This window comes from Mycobacterium sp. NGS69, assembly GCF_059812165.1.
The window spans coordinates 697,646-719,485 of the sequence record NZ_JCALCD010000003.1 but is presented as its reverse complement, the minus strand read 5'-3'; the positions used below and the strand labels follow the sequence as shown (position 1 = coordinate 719,485).

Genomic DNA, 21,840 nt, shown 5'->3' with positions numbered 1-21,840 from the left:
CCTGGTCAGCGGTGGCGAAAAGGGAGGCGGCGGCGAGGTCGGATGAACGGGGGCTGCCTCGACATCCAGCTTAGGCAATGCTAACTTCAGGCGGGTTAGGTTAGGGGAAGCTACATAGATGGGAAGCAACAGCCGTGGAACGCGGTGACGCCGGCGTGCTCGCAGCTCGGCCTGCAAATTCTCGGCCGGACGGCCGGATAGACGGCGACATCGTGAGCCGGTTCGCGACGTGTTGTCGCGCGCTCGGCATCGCGGTCTACGAGCGCCAGCGGCCCGCCGACCTGGCGGCCGCGCGTACCGGGTTCACGGCGCTGACGCGCATCGCGCACGACCAATGCGACGCCTGGACCGGGCTGGCCGCCGCTGGCGACGTCTCCCTGCGGGTGTTGGAGGCCGTTTCGGCCACCGCGACCACGGCCGGCGCGTTGCAGCGCCATGTTGAGTTGGCGCCAGGCGCCCTGGGCTTCCGCTACGACACCGGCCTGTACCTACAGTTCCGCGCCGCCACGCCCGACGATTTCCACCTCGCCCACGCGGCGGCGCTGGCAACCGACGGGCGGTTTGCCGACGCCGCCCGGATCGTCGCCGGCCTCATCGAACGCCGCCCGAGCTGGCGTGAGGCCCGCTGGGTGGCCGTCGTCATCAACTATCGGGCCGAGCGCTGGTCGGATGTCGTCAAGCTGCTCACCCCGATCGTCAACGACACCGATCTCGACGAAACCTTCTCGCACGCGGCGAAAGTCACGCTGGGCACCGCGCTGGCGCGCCTGGGCATGTTCGCGCCCGCGCTGTCGTACCTCGAGGAACCCGAGGGCCCCGTCGCGATCGCGGCGGTCGACGGCGCGCTGGCCAAGGCGCTGGTGCTGCGGGCGCACGTCGACGAGGAGTCGGCGAGCGACGTGCTGCACGACCTGTACGCGGCCCACCCCGCCAACGAACAGATCGAACAGGCCCTGTCCGACACCAGCTTTGGGATCGTGACCACCACGGCGGCCCGCATCGACGCCCGCACCGACCCCTGGGACCCCGCCACCGAGCCCAGCGCCGACGACTTCGTCGACCCGGCGGCCCACGAGCGCAAGGCCGTGCTGCTGCACGAGGCCGAGCGCCAGCTTGCCGAATTCATCGGGCTCGACGAGGTCAAGAACCAGGTGTCGCGGCTGAAGAGCTCGGTGGCCATGGAGCTGGTGCGCAAGCAGCGCGGGCTCGCGGTCGCGCAGCGCGCCCACCACCTGGTCTTCGCCGGACCACCCGGGACCGGTAAGACCACCATCGCCCGCGTCGTCGCCAAGATCTATTGCGGCCTGGGGCTTTTGAAGCGGGAGAACATCAGGGAGGTGCACCGCGCCGACCTCATCGGTCAGCACATCGGTGAGACCGAGGCCAAGACGAACGCGATCATCGACAGCGCGCTGGACGGCGTGCTGTTCCTCGACGAGGCCTACGCCCTGGTGGCCACCGGCGCCAAGAACGACTTCGGGCTGGTGGCCATCGACACCCTGCTGGCGCGGATGGAGAACGACCGCGACCGGCTGGTGGTCATCATCGCCGGCTACCGGGCCGACCTGGACAAGTTCCTCGACACCAACGAGGGCCTGCGGTCCCGGTTCACCCGCAACATCGACTTTCCCTCCTACGCGCCCGGTGAGCTGGTGGAGATCGCGCACAAGATGGCCGAGCAACGCGACAGCGTCTTCGAGCCCGCCGCGCTCGAGCACATGGAGGCCTTGTTCTCCAAGCTGGCCAGCCAGTCGACGCCCGACGCCAACGGAATCTCGCGGCGCAGCCTCGACATCGCCGGCAACGGCCGGTTCGTCCGCAACATCGTCGAACGCTCCGAGGAAGAACGAGAATTCCGCCTCGACCACTCGGAGCACGCCGGGACCGGGGAATTCAGTGACGAGGAGCTGATGACGATCACCGACCAGGACGTCGAGAAGTCGGTGGAGCCGCTGCTGCGCGGTCTCGGGCTGTCGGTGCGGGCATGACGACCAATAACCATGAGCCCGAAGGGGATCGGCGCTCGTTCGCGTCCCGAACGCCGGTCAACGACAACCCCGAGCGGGTCGAATACCGCCGCGGCTTCGTCACGCGCCACCAGGTGACGGGCTGGCGCTTCGTGATGCGCCGGATCGCGTCCGGTATCGCCCTGCACGACACCAGGATGCTGGTCGACCCGCTGCGTACCCAGTCGCGGGCGGTGCTGATGGGCGCGCTCATCCTGATCACCGGGCTGGCGGGCTGCTTCGTGTTCTCGCTGATCCGGCCCAGCGGCTCGGCGGGTACCAACGCGGTGCTCGCCGACCGGTCGACCGCCGCGCTGTACGTGCGGGTGGGCGAGGACCTGCACCCGGTGCTCAACCTGACCTCCGCCCGGCTGATCGTCGGCAAGCCGGTCAACCCGACCACGGTGAAAAGCTCTGAACTGGACCGCTTTCCGCGCGGCAACCTGATCGGCATTCCGGGCGCCCCGGAGCGCATGGTGCAGAACGCCTCGCGCGACGCCGACTGGACGGTGTGCGACGCCGTCAGCGGAACGTCCCACGGCGCCCACAGCACGGGTGTCACGGTGGTCGCCGGCCGTCCCGACGGCGCCGGCGCGCGGGCGGGCGCCATCCACGCCGATCAGGGAATCCTGGTCGACAACGGCACCGGCACCTGGCTGCTCTGGGACGGCAAGCGCAGCCAGATCGACCTGGCCAACCATGCGGTTACCAACGCGCTGGGCCTGGGTACCGAGGTGCCCGCGCCGCGGCCTATCGCGCAGGGGCTGTTCAACGCGATACCCGAATCGCCCGCGCTGACGGCGCCGTCGATCCCGAATACCGGTGGCCCCGCAGGCTTTTCGGTGCCGGCCCCGGTCGGTGGCGTGGTCGTCTCCTACGGCCTCGATCAGAACTTGCACTACTACGCGGTGCTGCCCGACGGCCTGCAGCCGATTTCGCCGGTGCTGGCCGCGATCCTGCGCAACTCCAATTCCTATGGCCTGGAACAACCGCCGCGGCTCGGCGCCGACGAGGTGTCCAAGCTGCCGGTGTCGCGGATGCTCGACACGACCCGCTATCCCGACCAGCAGGTCGCGCTCGTCGACGCGGCCAAGGACCCCGTCACCTGTGCCCACTGGAGCAAGCCGGCCGGGGCCGCGACCAGCACGCTCGGCCTGCTTTCCGGCTCGGTGTTGCCCGTGCCCGAGGGCATACGCACGGTCGACCTGGTCGGTGGCGGCGCCCAGGGCGTCGCGACCCGCGTCGCCCTGGCCCCCGGCACCGGCTACTTCGCCCAGACGGTGGGCGGCGGGCCGGCGGCGCCGCCCGCCGGGTCGTTGTTCTGGGTCTCCGACACCGGGGTGCGCTACGGCATCGACACCGAGACCGGCGACGGCGCGGGCCACTCGAAAACCGTTGAGGCGCTTGGCCTTACCCCGCCTGCAGTTCCCGTGCCGTGGTCGGTGTTGTCGCTGTTCGCGCCGGGTCCGACGCTGTCGCGTGCCGACGCGCTGCTGGCCCACGACGGCCTGGCGCCCGACGCCAAGCCCGGGCGCCCGGTTTCGGCGGAGGGGGAGGGCCGATGAGCCGACTGATCTTCGAGGCGCGCCGGCGGCTGGCGCCGCCGACCACCCGCAAGGGCACCATCACGATCGAGGCGCCGCCGGAGCTGCCCCGCGTGATTCCGCCGTCGTTCCTGCGCCGGGCGATGCCCTATGTGCTGGTGATCCTGATCGTGGGCATGGTGGTGGCCCTGGTTGCCACCGGGATGCGGGTGATCTCTCCGCAGACCCTGTTCTTCCCGTTCGTGTTGCTGCTCGCGGCGACCGCGCTCTATCGGGGCAACGACAACAAGACGCGCACCGAGGAGGTCGACGCCGAACGCGCCGACTACCTGCGTTACCTGTCGGTGGTCCGGGACAACATCCGGACGCAGGCCGCGCAGCAGCGGGCGGCCGCCGAGTGGTCCCACCCGGACCCGGCCGGCCTCGCGGCGGTGCCCGGATCGCGCCGGCAGTGGGAGCGTGACCCGCACGACCCCGACTTTCTGGTGCTGCGGGCCGGCCGTCACCATGTGCCCCTGGACACCGCGCTGCGCGTCAGCGACACCGCCGACGAAATCGACCTGGAACCGGTGTCGCACAGCGCATTGCGCAGCTTGCTGGACACCCAGCGCACCGTGCGCGACGTGCCGACCGGGATCGACCTGACCAAGGTCTCGCGGATCACCGTCGTCGGCGAGGTGACGGACGTGCGGGCGGCGTTGCGCGCCTGGATCGCTCAGGCGGTGACGTGGCACGACCCGACCGTGCTCGGCGTCGCGCTGGCCGCGCGCGACCTCGAGGGCCCGGACTGGTCGTGGCTGAAGTGGTTGCCGCACGTCGACATTCCCGGCGAGCTCGACGGCGTCGGCCCGGCCCGCTTCCTGTCCACGGACGCCGACGAGCTCGTCGCGGCGCTGGGACCGGCGCTCGTCGACCGGCCCGCGTTCACGGGTGGGCCCGCGGATGCCCTGCGGCACTTGCTGATCGTCGTCGAGGACCCCGACTACGACCTGAACGGCTCGGCGTTGGCGCTGGGCCGGGCGGGCGTCACCGTCGTGCACTGCTCCGCGACGCCCCCGCACCGGGAGCAGTATTCGGATCCCGAAAGGCCGATCCTGCGCGTCAGCCGCGAGGGCAGCCGAGCGGGGGCCCTGGAACGCTGGCAGACGGGCGGCTGGCAACCGTACATCGACAGCGCGGATCAACTCGGCGCCGCCGAGGCCGCGCACCTGGCCCGTCGGCTGTCGCGGTGGGACTCCAACCCGACCCACGCCGGGCTGCGCTCCGCCGCCACCCGCGGCGCCACTTTCACCACGCTGCTGGGCATCGGCGACGCGTCGCAGCTCGACGTGCCGACGATGTGGGCGCCGCGCCGCCGCGACGACGAGCTGCGCGTTCCGATCGGCGTCACCGCGACCGGCGAGCCGCTGATGTTCGACCTCAAGGACGAGGCCGAAGGCGGCATGGGCCCGCACGGCCTGATGATCGGTATGACCGGCTCCGGGAAGTCGCAGACCCTGATGTCGATCCTGTTGTCGCTGTTGACAACCCACTCGGCCGACCGGCTGATCGTCATCTACGCCGACTTCAAGGGCGAGGCCGGCGCCGACAGCTTCCGGAACTTCCCGCAGGTCGTCGCGGTGATCTCCAACATGGCCGAGAAGAAATCGCTCGCCGACCGGTTCGCCGACACGCTGCGCGGCGAGGTGGCGCGGCGCGAGACGCTGCTGCGCGAGGCGGGGCGCCGGGTGCAGGGCAGCGCGTTCAACTCGGTGACCGAGTACGAGAACGCGATCGCCGCCGGGCATGACTTGCCGCCGCTCCCGACGCTGTTCGTGGTCGCGGACGAGTTCACCCTGATGCTGGCCGACCACCCCGAGTACGCGGAGCTGTTCGACTACGTGGCCCGCAAGGGCCGCTCGTTCCGCATCCACATCCTGTTCGCGTCCCAGACGCTGGACGTGGGCAAGATCAAGGACATCGACAAGAACACCTCCTACCGCATCGGGTTGAAGGTGGCCAGCCCCAGCGTGTCCCGCCAGATCATCGGGGTGGAGGACGCCTACCACGTCGAGTCCGGCAAGGAGCACAAGGGCGTCGGCTTCCTGGTGCCGGCGCCCGGCGCCACGCCGATCAAGTTCCGCAGCACGTATGTCGACGGCATCTACGAACCGCCGCAGAAGGCTAAAACCCTGGTGGTGCAGTCGAACCCGGAGCCGAAGCTGTTCCCCGCCGGGATGGTGGAGCCCGATCTCGGCGCCGTGGTATCCACCGGCGAAGACGAGGAAGTAGCCGGGCCGCCGCGCAAGCTGATTGCGACGATCGGCGAACAGCTGGCCGGCTACGGGCCGCGCGCGCCGCAGCTGTGGCTGCCGCCGCTGGACGAACCGATACCGCTGACCGCGGTGCTGGCCCGCGCCGGGGTGCCGCACGGGCAATGGCGCTGGCCGCTCGGCGAGATCGACAAGCCGTTCGAAATGCGCCGCGACCCACTGGTTTTCGACGCCGCGTCCTCGGCGGGGAACATGGTGATCCACGGCGGCCCGAAGTCCGGGAAATCGACCGCGCTGCAGACGTTTATCCTGTCGGCGGCAAACCTGCACTCGCCGCGCGAGGTCACGTTCTACTGCCTGGACTACGGCGGCGGGCAACTGCGGGCGCTGGACGAATTGGCGCACGTCGGCAGCGTCGCGTCGGCGCTGGAACCCGAGCGCATCCGCCGCACCTTCGGCGAGCTGGAGCAGCTGCTGCTGTCCCGACAGCAGCGCGAGGCGTTCCGGGAGAAGCACGGGTCCGCGCCCGACGACGGTTACGGCGAGGTGTTCCTGGTCATCGACAACCTCTACGCGTTCGGCCGGGACAACACCGACCAGTTCAACACCCGTAATCCGCTGCTGGCCAAGGTGACCGAATTGGTGAACGTCGGCCTCGCCTACGGCATCCACGTCGTGATCACCACGCCGAGCTGGCTGGAGGTGCCGCTGGCGATGCGCGACGGGCTCGGCCTGCGGCTCGAGCTCAAGCTGCACGACGCGCGGGACAGCAACGTGCGGCTGGTCGGCGCGCTGCGCCGCCCGGCCGAGGCCGTCCCGCACGACCAGCCGGGCCGCGGATTGACCATGGCCGCCGAGCATTTCCTGTTCGCGGCTCCCGAACTGGACCAGCTGGACGCGATCAACGCGCGTTACCCCGGCGTCTCCGCGCCCCCGGTTCGGTTGCTGCCCACCAATCTCGCGCCCGACGCGCTGGGGCCGCTCTACCGCGGCGCGGAGAAGGTGGTCATCGGCCAGCGCGAGGAGGACCTCGCGCCGGTGGTCCTCGACTTCGCCGAGCACCCGCTGCTGATGGTGTTCGGCGACAGCAAGTCCGGCAAGACCACGCTGCTGCGCCACGTCATCCGCACCATCCGTGAGCACTCCACCGCGGACCAGGTGGCCTTCACGGTGCTGGATCGGCGGCTGCACCTGGTCGACGAGCCGTTGTTCCCCGATAACGAATACACGGCCAACATCGACCGGGTCGCCCCCGCGATGCTGGGTCTGGCCAACATCATCGAGTCGCGGCGGCCGCCGGCCGGCCTGTCAGCCGCGGAGCTGTCCCGCTGGACCTACCAGGGCCACACCCATTACCTGATCATCGACGACGTCGACCAGATCCCGGACGCGCCGGCGATGAGCGGTCCCTACATCGGGCAGCGGCCGTGGACCCCGCTGATCGCGCAGCTTTCGCAGGCCGGCGATCTGGGGCTGCGGGTGATCGTCACGGCGCGCGCCACCGGCTCGGCCCACGGGCTGATGACCAGCCCGTTGCTGCGCCGCTTCAACGACCTGCAGGCGACCACGCTGATGCTGTCCGGCAACCCGCAAGACAGCGGCAAGATCCGGGGCCAGCGGTTCGGCCGGATGCCGGCCGGCCGCGGGGTTCTGCTGGGCGACAGCGACATTCCGACGCACGTGCAATTGGTCAACCCGTTGATCGGCGAGGCCGCCATGTTTGGTGAAACGCAACAGAAGGGGAGTTAGTCATGACGTTGCGAGTGGTTCCCGAGGGCCTGGCCGCGGCCAGCGCGGCCGTGGAGGCGCTGACGGCACGGCTGGCGGCCGCGCACGCGGCGGCCGCCCCCGCGATTACCGCGGTGGTGCCGCCGGCGGCGGACCCCGTGTCGCTGCAGACGGCGGCGGGATTCAGCGCGCAGGGGCAGGAGCATGCCGCCATCGCCGCCCAGGGTGTCGAAGAGCTCGGCCGCGCCGGCGTGGGCGTGGGTGAGTCCGGCGCAAGCTATCTCGCCGGTGACGCCGCGGCGGCCGCGACCTATGGGGTGGCGGGCGGCTAGAACATGACCGCGCCCGTTTGGATGGCTTTGCCGCCGGAAGTGCATTCGGCGTCGCTGAGCACCGGTCCGGGGCCGGGGTCGCTGCTGGCGGCCGCCGGGGCCTGGTCGGCGCTCAGCGCCGAATACGCTTCGGCGGCGGCCGAACTCAGCGGGCTTCTGGGGGCGGTGCAGGCGGGCGCGTGGCAGGGACCGAGCGCCGAGCAGTACGTGGCGGCGCACGCCCCGTACCTGGCGTGGCTGCAGCAAGCCAGCGCCGACAGCGCGGGCGTGGCGGCCCAGCACGAGGTCGCCGCGGCGGCCTACACCAGCGCCCTGGCGGCGATGCCGACCCTGGTCGAGCTGGCCGCCAACCACGTCATCCACGGCGTCCTGGTGGCGACGAACTTCTTTGGGATCAACACGATTCCGATCGCGCTGAACGAAGCGGACTACGTGCGGATGTGGGTGCAGGCCGCCACCACGATGGGCGCCTATCAGGCCGCCTCGGGCGGGGCGCTGGCCTCGGCGCCGCGCACGGCCCCGGCGCCCAGCATCGTGAATCAGAACGGCGCGGCGTCACTCAACCCGGCCGACCTGCTGTCCCAGCTGCTGTCGCAGTACACCAATTTCTACGGGAACATGTTCCAGGAGCTCGCCACCTTCTTCCAGGATCCCGTCGGAAACTCGGTGAAGATCATCCAGGCCTTTATGACGAATCCGTCTGAGGCACTGGTGCTTTACGGTCCGCTCTTGTTCGCGATCGCCTACCAGGCTTTCTCCTGGGTCGGCGCGGGGATCACGTACCCGTCGCTGCTGCTCAGTCCGTTCCTCGCCATTGTGCTCCCGGTGGCACTGCAGCCGGCCCTGGCGCTCGCGGCCGCGGCGGCTCCCGCGCTGGCGGCGCCTGTGGCGGGCGGTGTCGCCGCGACCGCCGCGACAGCTTCCTCGGTGTGGCCGGTCGCCGGCGTGGCCCCCTCGGCGATCGCCACTCCCGCGGGCGCCCCCGCGTCCGCGCCCGCCGCATCGGGCGCGCCGGCCGCGCCCGCCCCGGCGGCAGCCACCGGAACCTTCCCCTACCTGGTGGCTTTCGGCGCCGGTGCGGGCCCGGAGGCCGGGCCGACGCTCGGCCCCCGCGGACAGGTCAAGGCGCCGGCGGCCACCATCCCGGCGGCCGGCGCGGCGGCGCCCGTCCGGGCGGAGGCGCGGGCACGGCGGCGCCGGCGGGCGGCAATGCGCGAATACGGCGACGAGTTCCTCGACATGGATGCCGACATCGGCGTCCCGCCGGAGTACGAGCTCGCGTCGGCCGTGGCGTCCGGGAGCGGCGCCGGGCGGCTGGGATTCGCGGGGACCGCACCCAGCGACGCCGCCGTGGGGGCGGCCGGGTTGACCAAGCTGGCCGGCGACGAGTTCGGCGGCGGGCCGCGGGTGCCGATGGTGCCCGGCACCTGGGATCACGAGGGCCCGGGTGAGTCGGGGAGAGGGGGAGACGACGGTTCGTAACGTGGCAGTGAGCAACCGAAATCCGAAGAGAGCGAAAGGAAACCAATCACCATGAGCATGTTGGACGCTCACATCCCGCAGTTGGTGGCGGCGCAGTCGGCGTTCTCCGCCAAGGCGGCGCTGATGCGCAGCACGATCAGCCAGGCCGAGCAGGAGGCGATGTCGGCGCAGGCGTTCCACCAGGGCGAGTCCTCGGCGGCGTTCCAGGCCGCGCACGCCCGCTTCGTGGAGGCCGCCGCGCGGGTCAACACCCTGCTGGACATCGCCCAGGCCAATCTCGGTGACGCCGCGGGCACCTATGTGGCCGCCGACGCAGCCGCCGCTTCCGGCTACACCTCGATCTGACCTGAGCCATAACCGCGAAAGGACTTGTGATGTCACAGATCATGTACAACTACCCCGCGATGCTGAGCCACGCCGCGGACATGTCCGGCTACGCCGGCACCCTGCAGGGCCTCGGCGCCGACATCGCCAGCGAGCAGGCGACGCTGTCCAACGCCTGGCAGGGCGACACCGGCATGACCTACCAGGTGTGGCAGGCCCAGTGGAACCAGGCCATGGAGTCGTTGGTGCGCGCCTACCAGGCGATGGCCAGCACCCACGAGGCCAACACCACCGCCATGCTCGCGCGCGACCAGGCCGAAGCCGCCAAATGGGGCGGTTAACTCGCGCTCGATGAACACAGCACCGAACGCCGTCGAGCTGACGGTCGACCACGCGTGGTTCATCGCGGAAACCATTGGGGCGGGCACCTTCCCGTGGGTTCTCGCGATCACCACGCCCTATCGCGACGCCGCGCAACGCGCCGAGTTCTTCGAGCGGCAGCGTGCCGAGCTGACCCGGATGGGTCTGGTGATGCAAGACGGACTCGTCAACCCGGCGGTCGCCGGCTGGATCAAGGCCGTCTGCTTCCCGGACCGGTGGTTCGACCTGCGCTACGTGGGACCCGCCACCGCCGCCGGCACCGGTGAGTTGCTGCGCGGGGTCGTGGCGCAGCGACCCGGTGTGACGGCCAAGACGGTCGTCGCGCTGCGCAGCGCGCAGCTGGTCACGTTCACCGCGATGGACATCGACGACGCGCGGGGGCTGGTCCCGGTCCTCGGCGTCGGGCTGGCCCAGCGGCCGCCGGCGCGATTCGACGAGTTCAGCATGCCGATGCGCGTCGGCGCCCGGGCCGACGAGCGGCTGCGGTCCGGCGCATCGCTGTCGGAAGTCGTTGAATACCTGGGGATCCCGGCGTCAGCACGGCCGGTGGTGGAGGCGGTCTTCTCCGGACCGCGCAGCTACGTCGAGGTCGTCGCCGGCTGCCGCCGGGACGGGCAACAAGCCACCACCGAGGTCGGCATGAGCATTGTCGACACCGCCGCGGGCCGCGTTCTGGTGAGCCCCTCGCGAGCCTTCGACGGCGAGTGGGTCTCGACGTTCGCCCCGGGCACCCCCTTCGCGATCGCCGTCGCGATCGAACACCTGACCGCCCTGTTGCCGGAGGGCCATTGGTTCCCCGGCCGGCGGCTGTCCCGAGATTTTTCCGAGCATCACCAAACAGCAACGAGATAGAGAAGAGAGAACCATGTGCCAATGGCCGCAGCGCCTATCGAGGGCCGCCAAGTGACGTCCGGCGCCGTCATGCCGATCGTCCGGGTCGCCATCCTCGCGGAGAGCAGGCTGACGGAGATGGCGCTGCCCACCGAGTTGCCGCTGCGCGAAATCCTGCCCGCGGTCCAGCGTTTGGCGGTTCCGACGGCGTCGAACGGCGACGCGGACGACGGCCTGGACGCCCGCGCGGCGGCCCACCTGAGCCTGGCGCCGATCGGCGGGGCGCCGTTCAGCCTCGACGCCAGCCTGGACACCGTCGGGGTGGTGGACGGTGATCTGTTGGCGCTGCAGCCGGTGCCGGCCGGTCCCGCTGCGCCGGGCATCGTCGAGGACATCGCCGACGCCGCGATGATCTTCTCGACGTCCCGGCTGAAGCCCTGGGGCGCAGCGCATATCCAGCGTGGCGCACTGGCCGCGCTGATCGCCGTGGCCTTGCTGGCGACCGGCCTGGGCGTCACCTACCGCGTGGCCACCGGCGCGCTGTCCGGGCTGGTCGCGGTCAGCGTGGTCGCGGCGCTCACCGCGGTGGCGGCCCTGCTGATTTCCGCGCGTTCCGCGCGCACCGGGATGGCGCTGTCGATCGCCGCCCTGGTGCCCATCGGCGCCGCGCTGGCGTTGGCGGTGCCCGGCCGGTTCGGGCCGTCGCAACTCATGCTGGCCGCGGCCGGCGTCACCGCGTGGTCGCTGATCGCCCTGGTGGTCCCCGGCCCGGAGCGCGAACGGATCGTCGGTTTCTTCACCGCGACCGCGGTGGTGGGGGCCGCGGTGCTGCTGGCCGCCGGGGCCGAAACGCTCTGGCATCTACCGATATTGGCCATCGGCTGCGGGCTGATCGTGGCTGCCCTGCTGGTCACCATCGAGGCCGCCCAGTTGTCCGCCCTGTGGGCGCGCTTCCCGCTGCCGGTGATTCCGGCGCCCGGCGATCCCACCCCGTCGGCGCCGTCGTTGCGCGTGCTCGAGGACCTGCCGCGGCGGGTGCGGATCGGTGACGCGCATCAAAGCGGATTCATCGCCGCCGCGGTGTTGCTCAGCGTCCTGGGTTCGGTGGGCATCGCGCTGCGCCCTGAGTCGTTGGGGGGCTTCGGTTGGTATGCGGTGGGTGCGACGGCGGCCACGTCGGTGCTGCGCGCCCGGGTCTGGGATTCGGCCGCCTGCAAGGCCTGGCTGCTCGCCCAGCCTTTCCTGGCGGCCGGCGTGTTGCTTGTGCTCTACGCCGCGACGGGGCGTTACGCCGCCGCGCTGGGTGCGTCGGTGGTGCTGATCGCGCTGGCGCTGGCCTGGGTGGTGGTGGCGTTGAACCCGCGGATCGCCTCGCCGGAGAGCTATTCGCTGCCGCTGCGCCGGCTGCTGGGTTTCGTCGCGGCCGGGCTCGACGCGTCGCTGATTCCCGTCCTGGCCTATCTGGTCGGACTGTTCGCGTGGGTCCTCAATCGATGATCCGTTCCGGATTATCCTGCGCCACGGCCGCTTTGGCGGCCGTGATGTGGGCCTGCCCGCCGGCGTTCGCGATCGATCAGCCGACGGTCGACCCGGGCGTGCCGCCGCCCAACGGGAGCCCGGGGCCCGGGCAGCCGATGGAACAACGCGGCCCGTGCAGCGCCTCCGGTGTGATTCCCGGCAGCGACCCGGCGGTGACGACGCCCAGCCAGGCGATGCTGAACCTGCCCGCGGCATGGCGGTTTTCGCGCGGCGACGGCCAGCTGGTGGCGGTCATCGACACCGGGGTGCGGCCGGGCCCGCGCCTGCCCAACGTCGATCCGGGCGGCGACTTCGTCGAGACGACCGACGGCCTGACCGACTGCGACGGGCACGGCACGTTGGTCGCCGGAGTCATCGCCGGCCAGCCCGGTGACGACGGCTTCTCCGGGGTGGCCCCCGCGGCCCGGGTGCTCTCGATCAGGATGACGTCGGCGAAGTTCTCGCCACGCACGCCGGGCGGCGATCCGCTGCTGGCGCGGGCGTCGCTCGACGTGGCGACCCTGGCGCGGGCCATCGTGCACGCGGCCGACCTCGGCGCCCGGGTGATCAACATCTCCGCGATCACCTGCCTTCCCGCCGACCGCCCCGTCGATCAGGCCGCGTTGGGCGCGGCGATCCGGTACGCGGCGGTGGACAAGGACGCGGTGATCGTGGCCGCCGCGGGCAACACCGGGGCGACCGGATCGGTCGCCGGCGGGATGTCTTGTGAGTCCAACCCGCTCACCGACCTCGGCCGTCCGGACGACCCCCGCAACTGGGCGGGCGTCAAGTCGGTCTCCGTCCCGTCGTGGTGGCAGCCCTACGTCCTATCGGCGGGGTCGCTGACGCCGGACGGGCAGCCGTCGAAATTCACCATGGCCGGCCCGTGGGTGGGCATCGCCGGGCCCGGCGAAAACATCGTGTCGGTGAGCAACCGCGACGGCGGCGGTCTCGCCAACGGCCTGCCGGACGACCATCAGCAGCTGGTGCCGCTGAGCGGTACCAGCTACGCGGCGGGCTACGTGTCCGGCGTCGCGGCGCTGGTGCGCAGCAAGTATCCCCAACTCAACGCCACGCAGGTGGTGCGGCGCATCACCGCGACCGCACACAACGGCGCCCGGGCGCCCTCCAACGTCGTCGGCGCCGGCAGCGTGGACCCGGTGGCCGCGCTGACGTGGGAACTGGCCGCCGCCAACCAACCCGGCGTGGCAGCAGCGAAGCCGGTCCCCGCGCCCCGGGCGCCCGCACCCGAGGACACCACCCCGCGGACCGTCGCGTTCGTCGGAACCGCCGCGCTGGCTTTGGTGGTCGCGGCCGTCGCCGCGATCGCCGCGATCGTCCGTAAGAAGGAGAGCACCCCGTGAGCCGTTCGATACCGACCCTCGGCGCCGGCCGGATCACGCTGGCGGTGCTGGCCGTGCTGCCCGCGGTGCTGGCGTACCCGTGGCGGTCGCCGCGCGACTACTGGGTGCTCGGCATCGCCGCCGCCGTGGTGATCCTGCTGTTCAGCTGGTGGCGCGGGTTGCACTTCACCACGATCCTGCGCCGCCGCGTGGCAATCATGCGCCGCGACGGCGGCGCCCAGTCCGAATCCGGTTCTGCCACAAAGGCGACCGCGCTGCTTCGGCTCGGGCCGCCGGCCGGCGACTCGGACGTCTTGCCGCTGCCGCTGCTCGCCCGGTACCTGTACCGCTACGGCATCCGCGCCGACAAGATCCGGATCACGAACCGCGGCAACGCATCCGGCATACTCGAGACCTGGATCGCGATCACGATCTCGGCGGCCGACAACCTGGCGGCGCTGCAGGCGCGATCGCCGCGGATCCCGCTGCACGAGACGGCCCAGGTGGCCGCCCGGCGGCTGGCCGACCACCTGCGCGAGATCGGCTGGGAAGCCGGCATCGTCGCGCCCGACGACGCGCCGCGGCTGCTGGCGCCGAACGCGCGCGAAAGCTGGCGGGGTGTCCAGCGCGGCGCCTCGGATTACGTTGCGGCATACCAGGTCCGCGTCGACGGCGCATTGCCCGAAACGCTGGAGGCGATCCGGACGCACCCGGTGCCCGAGACCTGGACCGCGCTGGAGATCGCCGGTGATGGGACGCACCACACCGTCGCGGCCGCGTGCGCATTTCTGACCGACACGCCCCCGGCGGCCGCGGCCCCGCTGGCCGGGCTGATCCCGCAACGCGGCGACCATCTCCCGGTGCTGGCGGCATTGGAACTGCTGTCGACGCGACGGCTCGACGGCCACACCGAAGAACCGGCCGGACTACTGGACGAACTGGTCTGCCCCACCCCGGAGGCTGGCGCGCACCGGGCGCCGGCGACGGAACCCGTTAGAACATGACCCCGCGCAGGAACTGGGTCATCCGGCGCAGATAGTCCAGCTGACTCACGTGCAGGACGTGGCTGCCGGGAAACCAGTGCAGCGCACAGCGATTCCAGTGCTCCCACAGCTTGACGGCCTGATCGGGCGGCGCCATCCGGTCCCCGAGGCCGGTGATGATCATCCGGCGCTCCTTGGCGATCAGCGGCCGGTAGTTCAGCGGCGAGTGGTATGACAGCCCGGCAATCAGCTCGTCGCGGCTGATCTTCGACATCCGCAGCCCCAGCCCCATCAGCTTGTTGGCCGGGAACCATTCGTCGAACATCGTCGCCGGCGTCACGACCGGGCAGTTGGGGATCACCGCCTCGAGCCGATCGTCCACCGAAGCCACCAGCGCGGAGGTGTAGCCGCCGAGTGAGATGCCGGTCAGCGCGATCCGCTCGACGCCGGTGTGGCGAAGGTAGTCGATGATGGACCGAAAGTCGTGCACGGCCTGGGCCATCGCCTCGGCGAAACCGCACAGCCCGCCGGCGAAATAGCCGAAACCGCTGAACGGCGAACACCTTTCGGCGCGCGGGCCGTGGAACGGCAGGGTGTACATCAGGACGTCGTAGCCCGAGCGGTAATACCACGGCAGCGTGAAGAACCGCCCGTTGGCCAGGTACGACGACCCCATGAAGCCGTGTATGACGCACAGCGTGGGGTGCGGCCCGTCGCCGTGGCGCCAGTGCTGTGCGTGCACGATGTTGTTCGACCGCAACGCGCTCCACCGGGTGCGCATATCCGGGTTGATCGCCCGGAAGCTGCTGGGGAACGAGATGTTGTCGACCGTCCCGTGCGCGATCCACTCCGCGAGCCGGTTGGCCGGCCGCGACGACACCCGGGGCAGCTCGGTGGGCGCCGGAAACGACTTCCCCGGGTCACGCTCAGCGCCGAGCTCGGCGTAGAAGCGCAGGCTGTCACGTTCGCTGCCGGAACGCACGGAGCTGGCGAGCACCGCCGGGGTGACGGTGGTGGTCAGCACCGACGCGACCGCGGTGCGCAGCGCCAGATCGGAGATCGCGGCCCCCTCGACAACCATTCGCTGGCGGGGCGACAACGCGGAGCGCGGGGGCAACCCCGCGGCGCCGGCGGGCACGTCGGCGCCGGGAACATCCGGTACGGGAACCGGGGGAGTGACGGGATCCGGGTCGGTCGGTGTCACAACCGCGATGCTATCGCCCACTCGGTCGGCGCCGGGGCGGCATGCGGTAATACGGTTTATCTGTCAGCTCGAGCCGTGATGGTGTTGATCAGGAGGACCGACATGTGGGATCCCGACGTCTACCTGGCCTTTGCTGACCATCGCAGCCGCCCGTTCTACGACCTGCTGTCGCGGGTGGGCGCCAAGCAGGCGCGCCGGGTGGTCGACCTGGGCTGCGGCCCCGGTCACCTGACGAAGTACCTGTCGCGGCGCTGGCCCGAAGCGGCGATCGAGGCGATGGACAGCTCGCCGGAGATGGTCGCCGCGGCCAAGGAACGCGGGATCGACGCCGTCGTCGGCGACCTGCGGGACTGGAAGCCCAAGCCCGACACCGACGTGGTGGTGTGCAACGCGGCGTTGCACTGGGTGCCCGAGCACACCGATCTGCTGGTGCGGTGGGCCGGCGAGCTGGCGCCCGGGTCGTGGATCGGCGTGCAGATCCCGGGCAACTTCGAAACCCCCTCCCACGCGACGGTGCGGGCACTGGCCCGCCGGGAGCCCTACGCAAAGCTGATGCGCGACATACCGTTTCGCGTCGGGGCGGTGGTTCAGCCGCCGATGACCTACACCAACCTGCTGCTGGACGCGGGATGCCGGGTCGACGTGTGGGAGAGCACCTACCTGCACCAGCTGACCGGCGAGCATCCGGTGCTGGAATGGATCACCGGAACAGCGCTGGTCCCGGTGCGCGAGCGGCTCGACGACGAGGCCTGGGAGCAGTTCCGCCAGGAGCTCATCCCGCTGCTGGACGACGCGTACCCGCCCCGGGCCGACGGCACCACGATCTTCCCGTTCCGCCGGGTGTTCATCGTCGCCGAGGTCGGCGGCGCATAGTCCCGAACTACTCCTCGATGCCGCGGTCGACGGCGATCGCCGATCGGCTGCTCGGCTTCATGTGGTGGATCTGCAGGTAGGTTTCGGTGTAGCGCACCGCGATGCGCATGCCGGCGAACTCCGACGGTATGACGTCGCCGGTGCGCTGGCGCCAATCATGCAGGCGCACAGCCAGATCCGCGGCGACCGCGTCGACATCCGGGTCGCCACCGGTCAGCAGGTTGTTCGTTTCCGCGGGATCGGTTCGTAGGTCGTAGAGTTCGCGCTCCGGACGCGGGCCGGCGATGAACGGCTCGACGGCGTGTCCGGACGGGCTGTCCTTGATGTCCAACGGGAGGTCGAGCAGCGGGCGGGCGGCGTAGTTCTCGATGTAGAGGTATTCGTTGGTGCGGATCGCGCGGATGGGGTCGAACGAGTCGTGATAGGTCTTCATGGAGTACACGTGCTCGCGGACCGGTTCGGCCGGCGGCTCCGGCGCGAGCAGCGCGCCGGCGTGTGACAGGCCCTCGACGTCGGCCGGCACGCGCAGGCCCAGTAGGTCCAGCAGCGTCGGCACGAAATCGACGCCGCTGAACAGCTCGTCGTAAACGCGCGGCTCCACCGCCCGGCCGGTGGGGGGACGGACGATCATTCCGATGCCGGTTCCCGCGTCGTAGAGCGTGGACTTGGCGCGCGGGAACGCGGCGCCGTGATCGGTGAAGAACACCACCCAGGTGTTGGCGTCCAGGCCCGTTTCGGCCAGCGTGTCCAGCAGCCGGCCGACGGCCGCGTCGGCGGCGGCGATCGCGCCGTAGAACTCGGCGAGGTCCCCGCGGACCTCGGGGGTGTCGGGCAGGTAGTCGGGGGGGTCGACGCCCGCGGCGTCGGCCGGCTCGTAGCGATCCCGCGGATAGGGCCGGTGGGTTTCGAAGAACCCGGCCGTCAGCAGGAACGGTTGGCCCCCGAGGTTTTCGGCGCTGTCTTGCAGCCACTCCTGGGCCCGGTCGGCCACGTAGTCGCAGTAGGAGTTGGACACGTCGAATTCGTCGAAGCCGAGGCGCTTCGGGTAGGACGTCTCGTGTTGCATGCCGAAAAGTGCCGAGTACCAACCGGACTCGGACAATATCTGCGGGAGGGTCCGGACGCCGCTGCGGTATTCCCAGCCGTGGTGGGCCAGGCCGACCAGGCCGTTGCTTTGCGGGTAGCGCCCGGTGAACAGCGACCCGCGCGACGGCGAGCACAGCGGCGCCGTGGCGTGGGCCCGGGTGAACAGGATGCCCTCAGCGGCGAGCCGGTCCAGGCGCGGGCTGGACACATCCGGGTGACCGTAGACGCCGAGATATCGCCCCAGGTCGTGCCAGTGCACGATCAGCACGTTCTCTTTAGCCGTCATTGCCTCACCTCGACCGGCGACGATACCGCAGGGTGCTCGCGTTCACCTGGCGTTACGCTCGGCGGCATTCCCACCCGTTCTCGGAGACGAATTCGGGCAGCGGCCGCCCATAGGCCCAGCCGTCGAGCTCCAGCGCCGGCCGGTCCGGAAACTCGGGCACCGGGCCCAGGCACAGGATGGCGACCGGCTCGGCGTCGTCGGGCATCGCCAGCAGTTCCGCCAGCCGTCGCGGATCGAACAGGGAAACCCAACCCACGCCGAGACCTTCGGCGCGGGCGGCCAACCACAGGTTCTGGATCGCGCAGGACACCGACGCGAGGTCCATCTGCGGCAGCGTCCGCCGGCCGAACACGTGCTTGTCACGGTCGTCGCCCAGCGCCACCACGAACAGTTCGGCGCACTCGAGGATGCCCTCGACCTTCAGCGCCAGGAACTCCTCGGCGCGCTCCCCGAGGGCCGCGGCGGTGCGCTGCCGCTCCTCGTCGACGAGGGCGTGGATGCGTCGCCGCAGCGCCTCGTCGGTGATCCGGATGAACCGCCACGGCTGCATCAGCCCGACGCTGGGCGCGGCGTGCGCGGCCTGCAGCAATCGCCCCAGCACCTCCTCGCTCACCACGCCGCCCGGGGAGAACCGGCGCATGTCGCGCCGCTCGGCGATTACGCGATACACGGCGCGCCGCTCCTCGGGGCTGAACGCCTGATCGGTCACGCCAGCCATCGTAGGGAAATCCGCGTTAGCGTAGTGCTCCATGAAGTTTTCCGACCTGCTCGACCAGCTGCCCGCCGACGGCGCTGACGCGCGCGTCTATGGCGAGCCCTACGAGACCGCCGACGGGGCCACCGTGATTCCCGTGGCCAGACCGCTCGGCGTGTTCGTCGTGCACCGGGGCAAGGCGTCCTGGGTGCCCGCCGTCGACGGCAACCGGATCGCGCTGATCGGCGTGATCACCGGCCTGCTGGCGGCGGTGATCACCAGCCTGGCGGTGCTGCGGCAGCCGCCGTGGCCGAAGATGACGTTCACGGACTATAAGTGACGCCGACGGCGCGAAATACGTACTCGGGCGGCATGTCGAAGGCCAGCGACCGTCGCGGCAGGGCGGCGAGCACGTCGGGGGTGAGGGCCGCCTTGTAGTGCAGCGACAGCTGGCCGCTGAACTTCTTGTCGACCTCGCTGACGTCGACGTCGACCTGCACCCCGGTCGACGAGATCTCGACCCTGGCCGCGCCGGTCTGCGGCGCGTCCCAGCGCGCGTCGACGGTCGGCCCGGCCAGCTTGGGCAGCATGGACAACGTCGCCAGCACCCGCTCCGAGGTGAAGGCCAGCGAGCCGACGTAACTTGCGACGCTGCGCGGCAGCCGCACGCCGGGGATGGTGCCGCTGAACCGGCGGGTCACCGCGACGTAGTCGGCGAGGTAGAGGAGGCCCTCCGCCTCGACCTGAGCGTGCAGATCGGCGGGTAACTTGCCGATGCCGAACAACCTGCGGACGAAGACCGCCATAAATGCCAGTTTGACATCCTCCCCCGGGCTTGAGCCGGTGGATTCCAACTCCGTCGCCTAGGAAGCTGGACGACAGCGTTGAGGTTCACGGTTCGCAGACTTGCCGATGCTCAGCCGCGCGCTGGGCCGCGTCGCGATTGCGCTGACGGCGCTGAGCCTGGCGTTGGTCGGGGTTGCCAGGGTGGCGCTGAACGTGCACTACCCGTCCGACGTGCTCGGCTGGTCGCTGGGCTACCTCATATTTCCTGCTGTGCCTGTTGGTGTTTCGGCCGGGGTGGTAACGCCGCGGTGACCTAACCGGGTCTAAACCTTTACTTGACCCGGGCGTTCGCGCGGCCGGACGATTGAATCCATGCGCCGACTGCTCGCCTCGCTGTGCGCTGCGGTGTGCCTGATGGCCGCCGCGCTGGTGCTGGCACCGGTGAGCGGTGCGGCCACTCCCTGGTTCGCGAACTCCGTCGGCAATGCCACACAGGTGGTTTCGGTCGTCAGCACCGGCGGGTCGAACGCGAAAATGGACATCTACCAACGCACTACCGGCGGCTGGCAGGAGCTGGTGACCGGCATCCCCACCCACGTCGGGTCGGCGGGCATGGCGCCGCAGGCCCGCAGCGGGGTCCCGGCCACCCCGATGGGCGTGTACACCCTCGATTCCGCCTTCGGCACGGCGCCCAATCCCGGTGGGGGACTTCCATATACGCAAGTCGGGCCGAACCATTGGTGGAGCGGCGACGACCACAGCCCCACCTTCAACAGCATGCAGGTCTGCCAGAAGGCGCAGTGCCCGTTCAATACGGCTGACAGCGAGAACCTGCAGATCCCGCAGTACAAGCACGCCGTCGTGATGGGCGTCAACAAGAACAAGACGCCGGGCGGCGGCGCCGCGTTCTTCTTTCACACCACCGACGGCGCGCCCACCGAGGGGTGCGTGGCGATCGACGACGCCACACTGGTGCAGATCATCCGCTGGCTGAAGCCCGGCGCGGTGATCGCGATTACGAAGTAGCCAGCGCGCGTCCGGGCTTGATCTTGAAGTCCATGCCTTCCAACGACATTGTCGCGTCGTAGGTTCTGTCGTAACCCGTTCCTCTGATCTTCCAGCCGCCGTCGGTGCGCCGGTAGGTGTCGCGGTAGAAGGCCGCGCCGATCAGCATGAAGTTGAGGTCGGCGACGATGACCCGGTCCTGCAGATACCAGCTGCCCGTTGCGGTGTCGCCGTCCACGGTGATGTCGGGGTGGGTCACCCGGTGCTCGGTGATGACGTTGCCGGGGAGTGATGTACGCATGTACTCGACCAGGTCGGCGCGGTTGGTGAAGTGCAGCTCGTTGCCGATCGACGGGCCGTAGTCGGCGGTGATGTCCTCGGCCAGCGTGTCGGCGAAGTCGTCCCAATGCTTGGTGTCCAGCGCGCGCAGGTAGCGGTATTTCACCTGCTTGATGGCTTCGATATCGGCGAACTCTTGAGGGGTCATCCCGACATTGCAGCACACGGGGTTAGGGAGAGCTGACGTCGCCCTAAGTGTCGCGGCCGTCATTGGAGCGCGCGGGTGGCCATCTCGATCAAGGCGCGTCGCTCCAGGCTCCAGTCGACGGGAGTTCCGGTGATCATCTGCGCCAGCACCACACCACGCAGCGCGGCCCAAATCACCTCGGCCACACCGGCCTTGGCGGGGTCATCGCTGATCAGCCGGCCGAGCTGGCCGATCGCGGCGTTCATTTCAAGAAGGTGGCGCCGCGACGACGCGCCCGCCCCGCCCCGGGTGGCGCGCAGGATCTCGAACGCGGCCATCGACGTCGGGCTGCTGTAACAGCTCCACGCGGTGTCGACGACGACCTCGATGCGCTCGCGCAACGGAAGCTCGCTGACGTCGGCCGACGACAGGCTGTTGACCAGCCTGGCCACACCGTCGTCGACGACGGCCATCAGCAGGCCGTTGCGGTCCCCGAAGTGATATTGGATGACCCCCCACGTCACGCCGGCGCGCTCGGCCACGTGCTTGGCGGTCGCGGCGGCGAAGCCTTCCTCCATGATGCAGCGCACGGTCTCCTCGATGATCCGCGCGCGCGTGTCATCGCCGCGCTTGCGCGGCGCGCTGGTGCGGCGGGTAGGTGAGATGGGCCTGGACGGAGGCATTGTTGACTTTATAACATAAAGCCGACTATTTTT

The 21,840-nt window shown here is 70.3% G+C and carries 19 protein-coding genes and 2 pseudogenes; 15 read left to right on the top strand and 6 right to left on the bottom strand.

Annotated elements, in window-relative coordinates; translation table 11 throughout:
* Positions 1 to 134: 134 nt before the first annotated feature.
* From eccA to eccE, 11 genes and pseudogenes are all read left to right on the top strand, one after another.
* Positions 135 to 1,988, top strand: a complete 1,854-nt coding sequence (eccA, locus tag AC5Y2S_RS12775; protein WP_499956482.1) for a type VII secretion AAA-ATPase EccA — start codon at positions 135 to 137, stop codon at positions 1,986 to 1,988.
* The gene (gene eccB, locus AC5Y2S_RS12770) at positions 1,985 to 3,571 is read left to right on the top strand and encodes a type VII secretion protein EccB (RefSeq protein ID WP_499956481.1); all 1,587 of its coding nucleotides are present in this window, start codon (positions 1,985 to 1,987) and stop codon (positions 3,569 to 3,571) included. The genes eccA and eccB overlap by 4 nt, the downstream gene beginning before the upstream one ends.
* Positions 3,568 to 7,551: a type VII secretion protein EccCa gene (gene eccCa, locus AC5Y2S_RS12765; protein WP_499956480.1), complete on the top strand. Its 3,984-nt coding sequence runs from the start codon at positions 3,568 to 3,570 to the stop codon at positions 7,549 to 7,551. The genes eccB and eccCa overlap by 4 nt, the downstream gene beginning before the upstream one ends.
* Positions 7,552 to 7,553: 2 nt before the next feature.
* Positions 7,554 to 7,862, top strand: coding sequence for a PE family protein (locus tag AC5Y2S_RS12760; RefSeq protein ID WP_499956479.1), 309 nt, complete (start codon positions 7,554 to 7,556; stop codon positions 7,860 to 7,862).
* Positions 7,863 to 7,865: 3 nt separating this feature from the next.
* Positions 7,866 to 9,344 (top strand): PPE family protein, encoded by a 1,479-nt coding sequence (locus AC5Y2S_RS12755; protein ID WP_499956478.1) that lies wholly within the window; start codon positions 7,866 to 7,868, stop codon positions 9,342 to 9,344.
* A 51-nt stretch (positions 9,345 to 9,395) separates the two neighbouring features.
* Positions 9,396 to 9,689, top strand: coding sequence for a type VII secretion system protein EsxG (esxG, locus tag AC5Y2S_RS12750; RefSeq protein ID WP_067013645.1), 294 nt, complete (start codon positions 9,396 to 9,398; stop codon positions 9,687 to 9,689).
* A 29-nt stretch (positions 9,690 to 9,718) separates the two neighbouring features.
* The gene (locus AC5Y2S_RS12745; RefSeq protein ID WP_067013661.1) at positions 9,719 to 10,009 is read left to right on the top strand and encodes a WXG100 family type VII secretion target; all 291 of its coding nucleotides are present in this window, start codon (positions 9,719 to 9,721) and stop codon (positions 10,007 to 10,009) included.
* A 10-nt stretch (positions 10,010 to 10,019) separates the two neighbouring features.
* Complete coding sequence (locus tag AC5Y2S_RS12740) at positions 10,020 to 10,901, top strand: ESX secretion-associated protein EspG (protein ID WP_499956477.1); 882 nt, start codon at positions 10,020 to 10,022, stop codon at positions 10,899 to 10,901.
* Positions 10,902 to 10,922: 21 nt separating this feature from the next.
* The gene (eccD, locus tag AC5Y2S_RS12735) at positions 10,923 to 12,377 is read left to right on the top strand and encodes a type VII secretion integral membrane protein EccD (RefSeq protein ID WP_499956476.1); all 1,455 of its coding nucleotides are present in this window, start codon (positions 10,923 to 10,925) and stop codon (positions 12,375 to 12,377) included.
* A pseudogene (mycP, locus tag AC5Y2S_RS12730) lies at positions 12,374 to 13,763 on the top strand (type VII secretion-associated serine protease mycosin); the annotation flags it as partial. The gene eccD and the pseudogene mycP, both read left to right, overlap by 4 nt.
* A complete protein-coding gene (gene eccE, locus AC5Y2S_RS12725; RefSeq protein ID WP_499956475.1) occupies positions 13,759 to 14,745 on the top strand; it encodes a type VII secretion protein EccE in 987 nt (328 codons plus the stop codon). The pseudogene mycP and the gene eccE, both read left to right, overlap by 5 nt.
* On the opposite strand, the gene AC5Y2S_RS12720 is transcribed toward eccE, so the two are convergent.
* Complete coding sequence (locus AC5Y2S_RS12720) at positions 14,735 to 15,928, bottom strand: alpha/beta hydrolase family protein (protein ID WP_499956474.1); 1,194 nt, start codon at positions 15,926 to 15,928, stop codon at positions 14,735 to 14,737. The two genes, eccE and AC5Y2S_RS12720, sit on opposite strands and share 11 nt — an antisense overlap.
* A gap of 102 nt (positions 15,929 to 16,030) precedes the next feature.
* Here AC5Y2S_RS12720 and AC5Y2S_RS12715 point away from each other — a divergent pair, with 102 nt between their 5' ends.
* Entirely contained in the window at positions 16,031 to 16,801 is a 771-nt protein-coding gene (locus AC5Y2S_RS12715) for a trans-aconitate 2-methyltransferase (RefSeq protein ID WP_499902923.1), read from the top strand.
* Between the two features lie 7 nt (positions 16,802 to 16,808).
* Here the strand turns inward: AC5Y2S_RS12715 and AC5Y2S_RS12710 are convergent, their stop codons facing one another.
* Complete coding sequence (locus tag AC5Y2S_RS12710) at positions 16,809 to 18,173, bottom strand: sulfatase family protein (protein ID WP_499956473.1); 1,365 nt, start codon at positions 18,171 to 18,173, stop codon at positions 16,809 to 16,811.
* Between the two features lie 52 nt (positions 18,174 to 18,225).
* Positions 18,226 to 18,891 carry a 5,6-dimethylbenzimidazole synthase gene (bluB, locus tag AC5Y2S_RS12705; RefSeq protein WP_499956472.1) on the bottom strand — a complete coding sequence of 222 codons (666 nt, stop codon included), beginning with the start codon at positions 18,889 to 18,891 and terminating at the stop codon, positions 18,226 to 18,228.
* A gap of 31 nt (positions 18,892 to 18,922) precedes the next feature.
* On the opposite strand from bluB, the gene AC5Y2S_RS12700 reads away from it, so the two are divergent.
* Entirely contained in the window at positions 18,923 to 19,207 is a 285-nt protein-coding gene (locus AC5Y2S_RS12700; protein ID WP_499902926.1) for a hypothetical protein, read from the top strand.
* Here the strand turns inward: AC5Y2S_RS12700 and AC5Y2S_RS12695 are convergent.
* Positions 19,191 to 19,673, bottom strand: coding sequence for a hypothetical protein (locus tag AC5Y2S_RS12695; RefSeq protein WP_499956471.1), 483 nt, complete (start codon positions 19,671 to 19,673; stop codon positions 19,191 to 19,193). The genes AC5Y2S_RS12700 and AC5Y2S_RS12695 overlap by 17 nt on opposite strands.
* Positions 19,674 to 19,773: 100 nt before the next feature.
* Between AC5Y2S_RS12695 and AC5Y2S_RS12690 the strand changes: the two are divergent.
* Positions 19,774 to 19,954: pseudogene (locus AC5Y2S_RS12690) on the top strand (phosphatase PAP2 family protein); the annotation flags it as partial.
* A gap of 71 nt (positions 19,955 to 20,025) precedes the next feature.
* A complete protein-coding gene (locus AC5Y2S_RS12685; protein ID WP_499956470.1) occupies positions 20,026 to 20,679 on the top strand; it encodes a L,D-transpeptidase family protein in 654 nt (217 codons plus the stop codon).
* Here the strand turns inward: AC5Y2S_RS12685 and AC5Y2S_RS12680 are convergent.
* Together AC5Y2S_RS12680 and AC5Y2S_RS12675 are read right to left on the bottom strand one after the other, a co-directional pair.
* Positions 20,669 to 21,163, bottom strand: coding sequence for a nuclear transport factor 2 family protein (locus tag AC5Y2S_RS12680; protein WP_499956469.1), 495 nt, complete (start codon positions 21,161 to 21,163; stop codon positions 20,669 to 20,671). The genes AC5Y2S_RS12685 and AC5Y2S_RS12680 overlap by 11 nt on opposite strands.
* A gap of 41 nt (positions 21,164 to 21,204) precedes the next feature.
* Positions 21,205 to 21,807 (bottom strand): TetR/AcrR family transcriptional regulator, encoded by a 603-nt coding sequence (locus AC5Y2S_RS12675; RefSeq protein ID WP_499956468.1) that lies wholly within the window; start codon positions 21,805 to 21,807, stop codon positions 21,205 to 21,207.
* Between the last annotated feature and the right edge of the window lie 33 nt (positions 21,808 to 21,840).

Coding starts and splice junctions, on each gene's coding strand:
- eccB (WP_499956481.1), top strand. CDS start 1,985: ATGACGACCAATAACCATGAGCCCGAAGGGGATCGGCGCTCGTTCGCG.
- eccCa (WP_499956480.1), top strand. CDS start 3,568: ATGAGCCGACTGATCTTCGAGGCGCGCCGGCGGCTGGCGCCGCCGACC.
- AC5Y2S_RS12760 (WP_499956479.1), top strand. CDS start 7,554: ATGACGTTGCGAGTGGTTCCCGAGGGCCTGGCCGCGGCCAGCGCGGCC.
- AC5Y2S_RS12755 (WP_499956478.1), top strand. CDS start 7,866: ATGACCGCGCCCGTTTGGATGGCTTTGCCGCCGGAAGTGCATTCGGCG.
- esxG (WP_067013645.1), top strand. CDS start 9,396: ATGAGCATGTTGGACGCTCACATCCCGCAGTTGGTGGCGGCGCAGTCG.
- AC5Y2S_RS12745 (WP_067013661.1), top strand. CDS start 9,719: ATGTCACAGATCATGTACAACTACCCCGCGATGCTGAGCCACGCCGCG.
- AC5Y2S_RS12740 (WP_499956477.1), top strand. CDS start 10,020: ATGAACACAGCACCGAACGCCGTCGAGCTGACGGTCGACCACGCGTGG.
- eccD (WP_499956476.1), top strand. CDS start 10,923: ATGGCCGCAGCGCCTATCGAGGGCCGCCAAGTGACGTCCGGCGCCGTC.
- AC5Y2S_RS12715 (WP_499902923.1), top strand. CDS start 16,031: ATGTGGGATCCCGACGTCTACCTGGCCTTTGCTGACCATCGCAGCCGC.
- AC5Y2S_RS12710 (WP_499956473.1), bottom strand. CDS start 18,173: ATGACGGCTAAAGAGAACGTGCTGATCGTGCACTGGCACGACCTGGGG.
- bluB (WP_499956472.1), bottom strand. CDS start 18,891: ATGGCTGGCGTGACCGATCAGGCGTTCAGCCCCGAGGAGCGGCGCGCC.
- AC5Y2S_RS12700 (WP_499902926.1), top strand. CDS start 18,923: ATGAAGTTTTCCGACCTGCTCGACCAGCTGCCCGCCGACGGCGCTGAC.
- AC5Y2S_RS12695 (WP_499956471.1), bottom strand. CDS start 19,673: ATGGCGGTCTTCGTCCGCAGGTTGTTCGGCATCGGCAAGTTACCCGCC.
- AC5Y2S_RS12685 (WP_499956470.1), top strand. CDS start 20,026: ATGCGCCGACTGCTCGCCTCGCTGTGCGCTGCGGTGTGCCTGATGGCC.
- AC5Y2S_RS12675 (WP_499956468.1), bottom strand. CDS start 21,807: ATGCCTCCGTCCAGGCCCATCTCACCTACCCGCCGCACCAGCGCGCCG.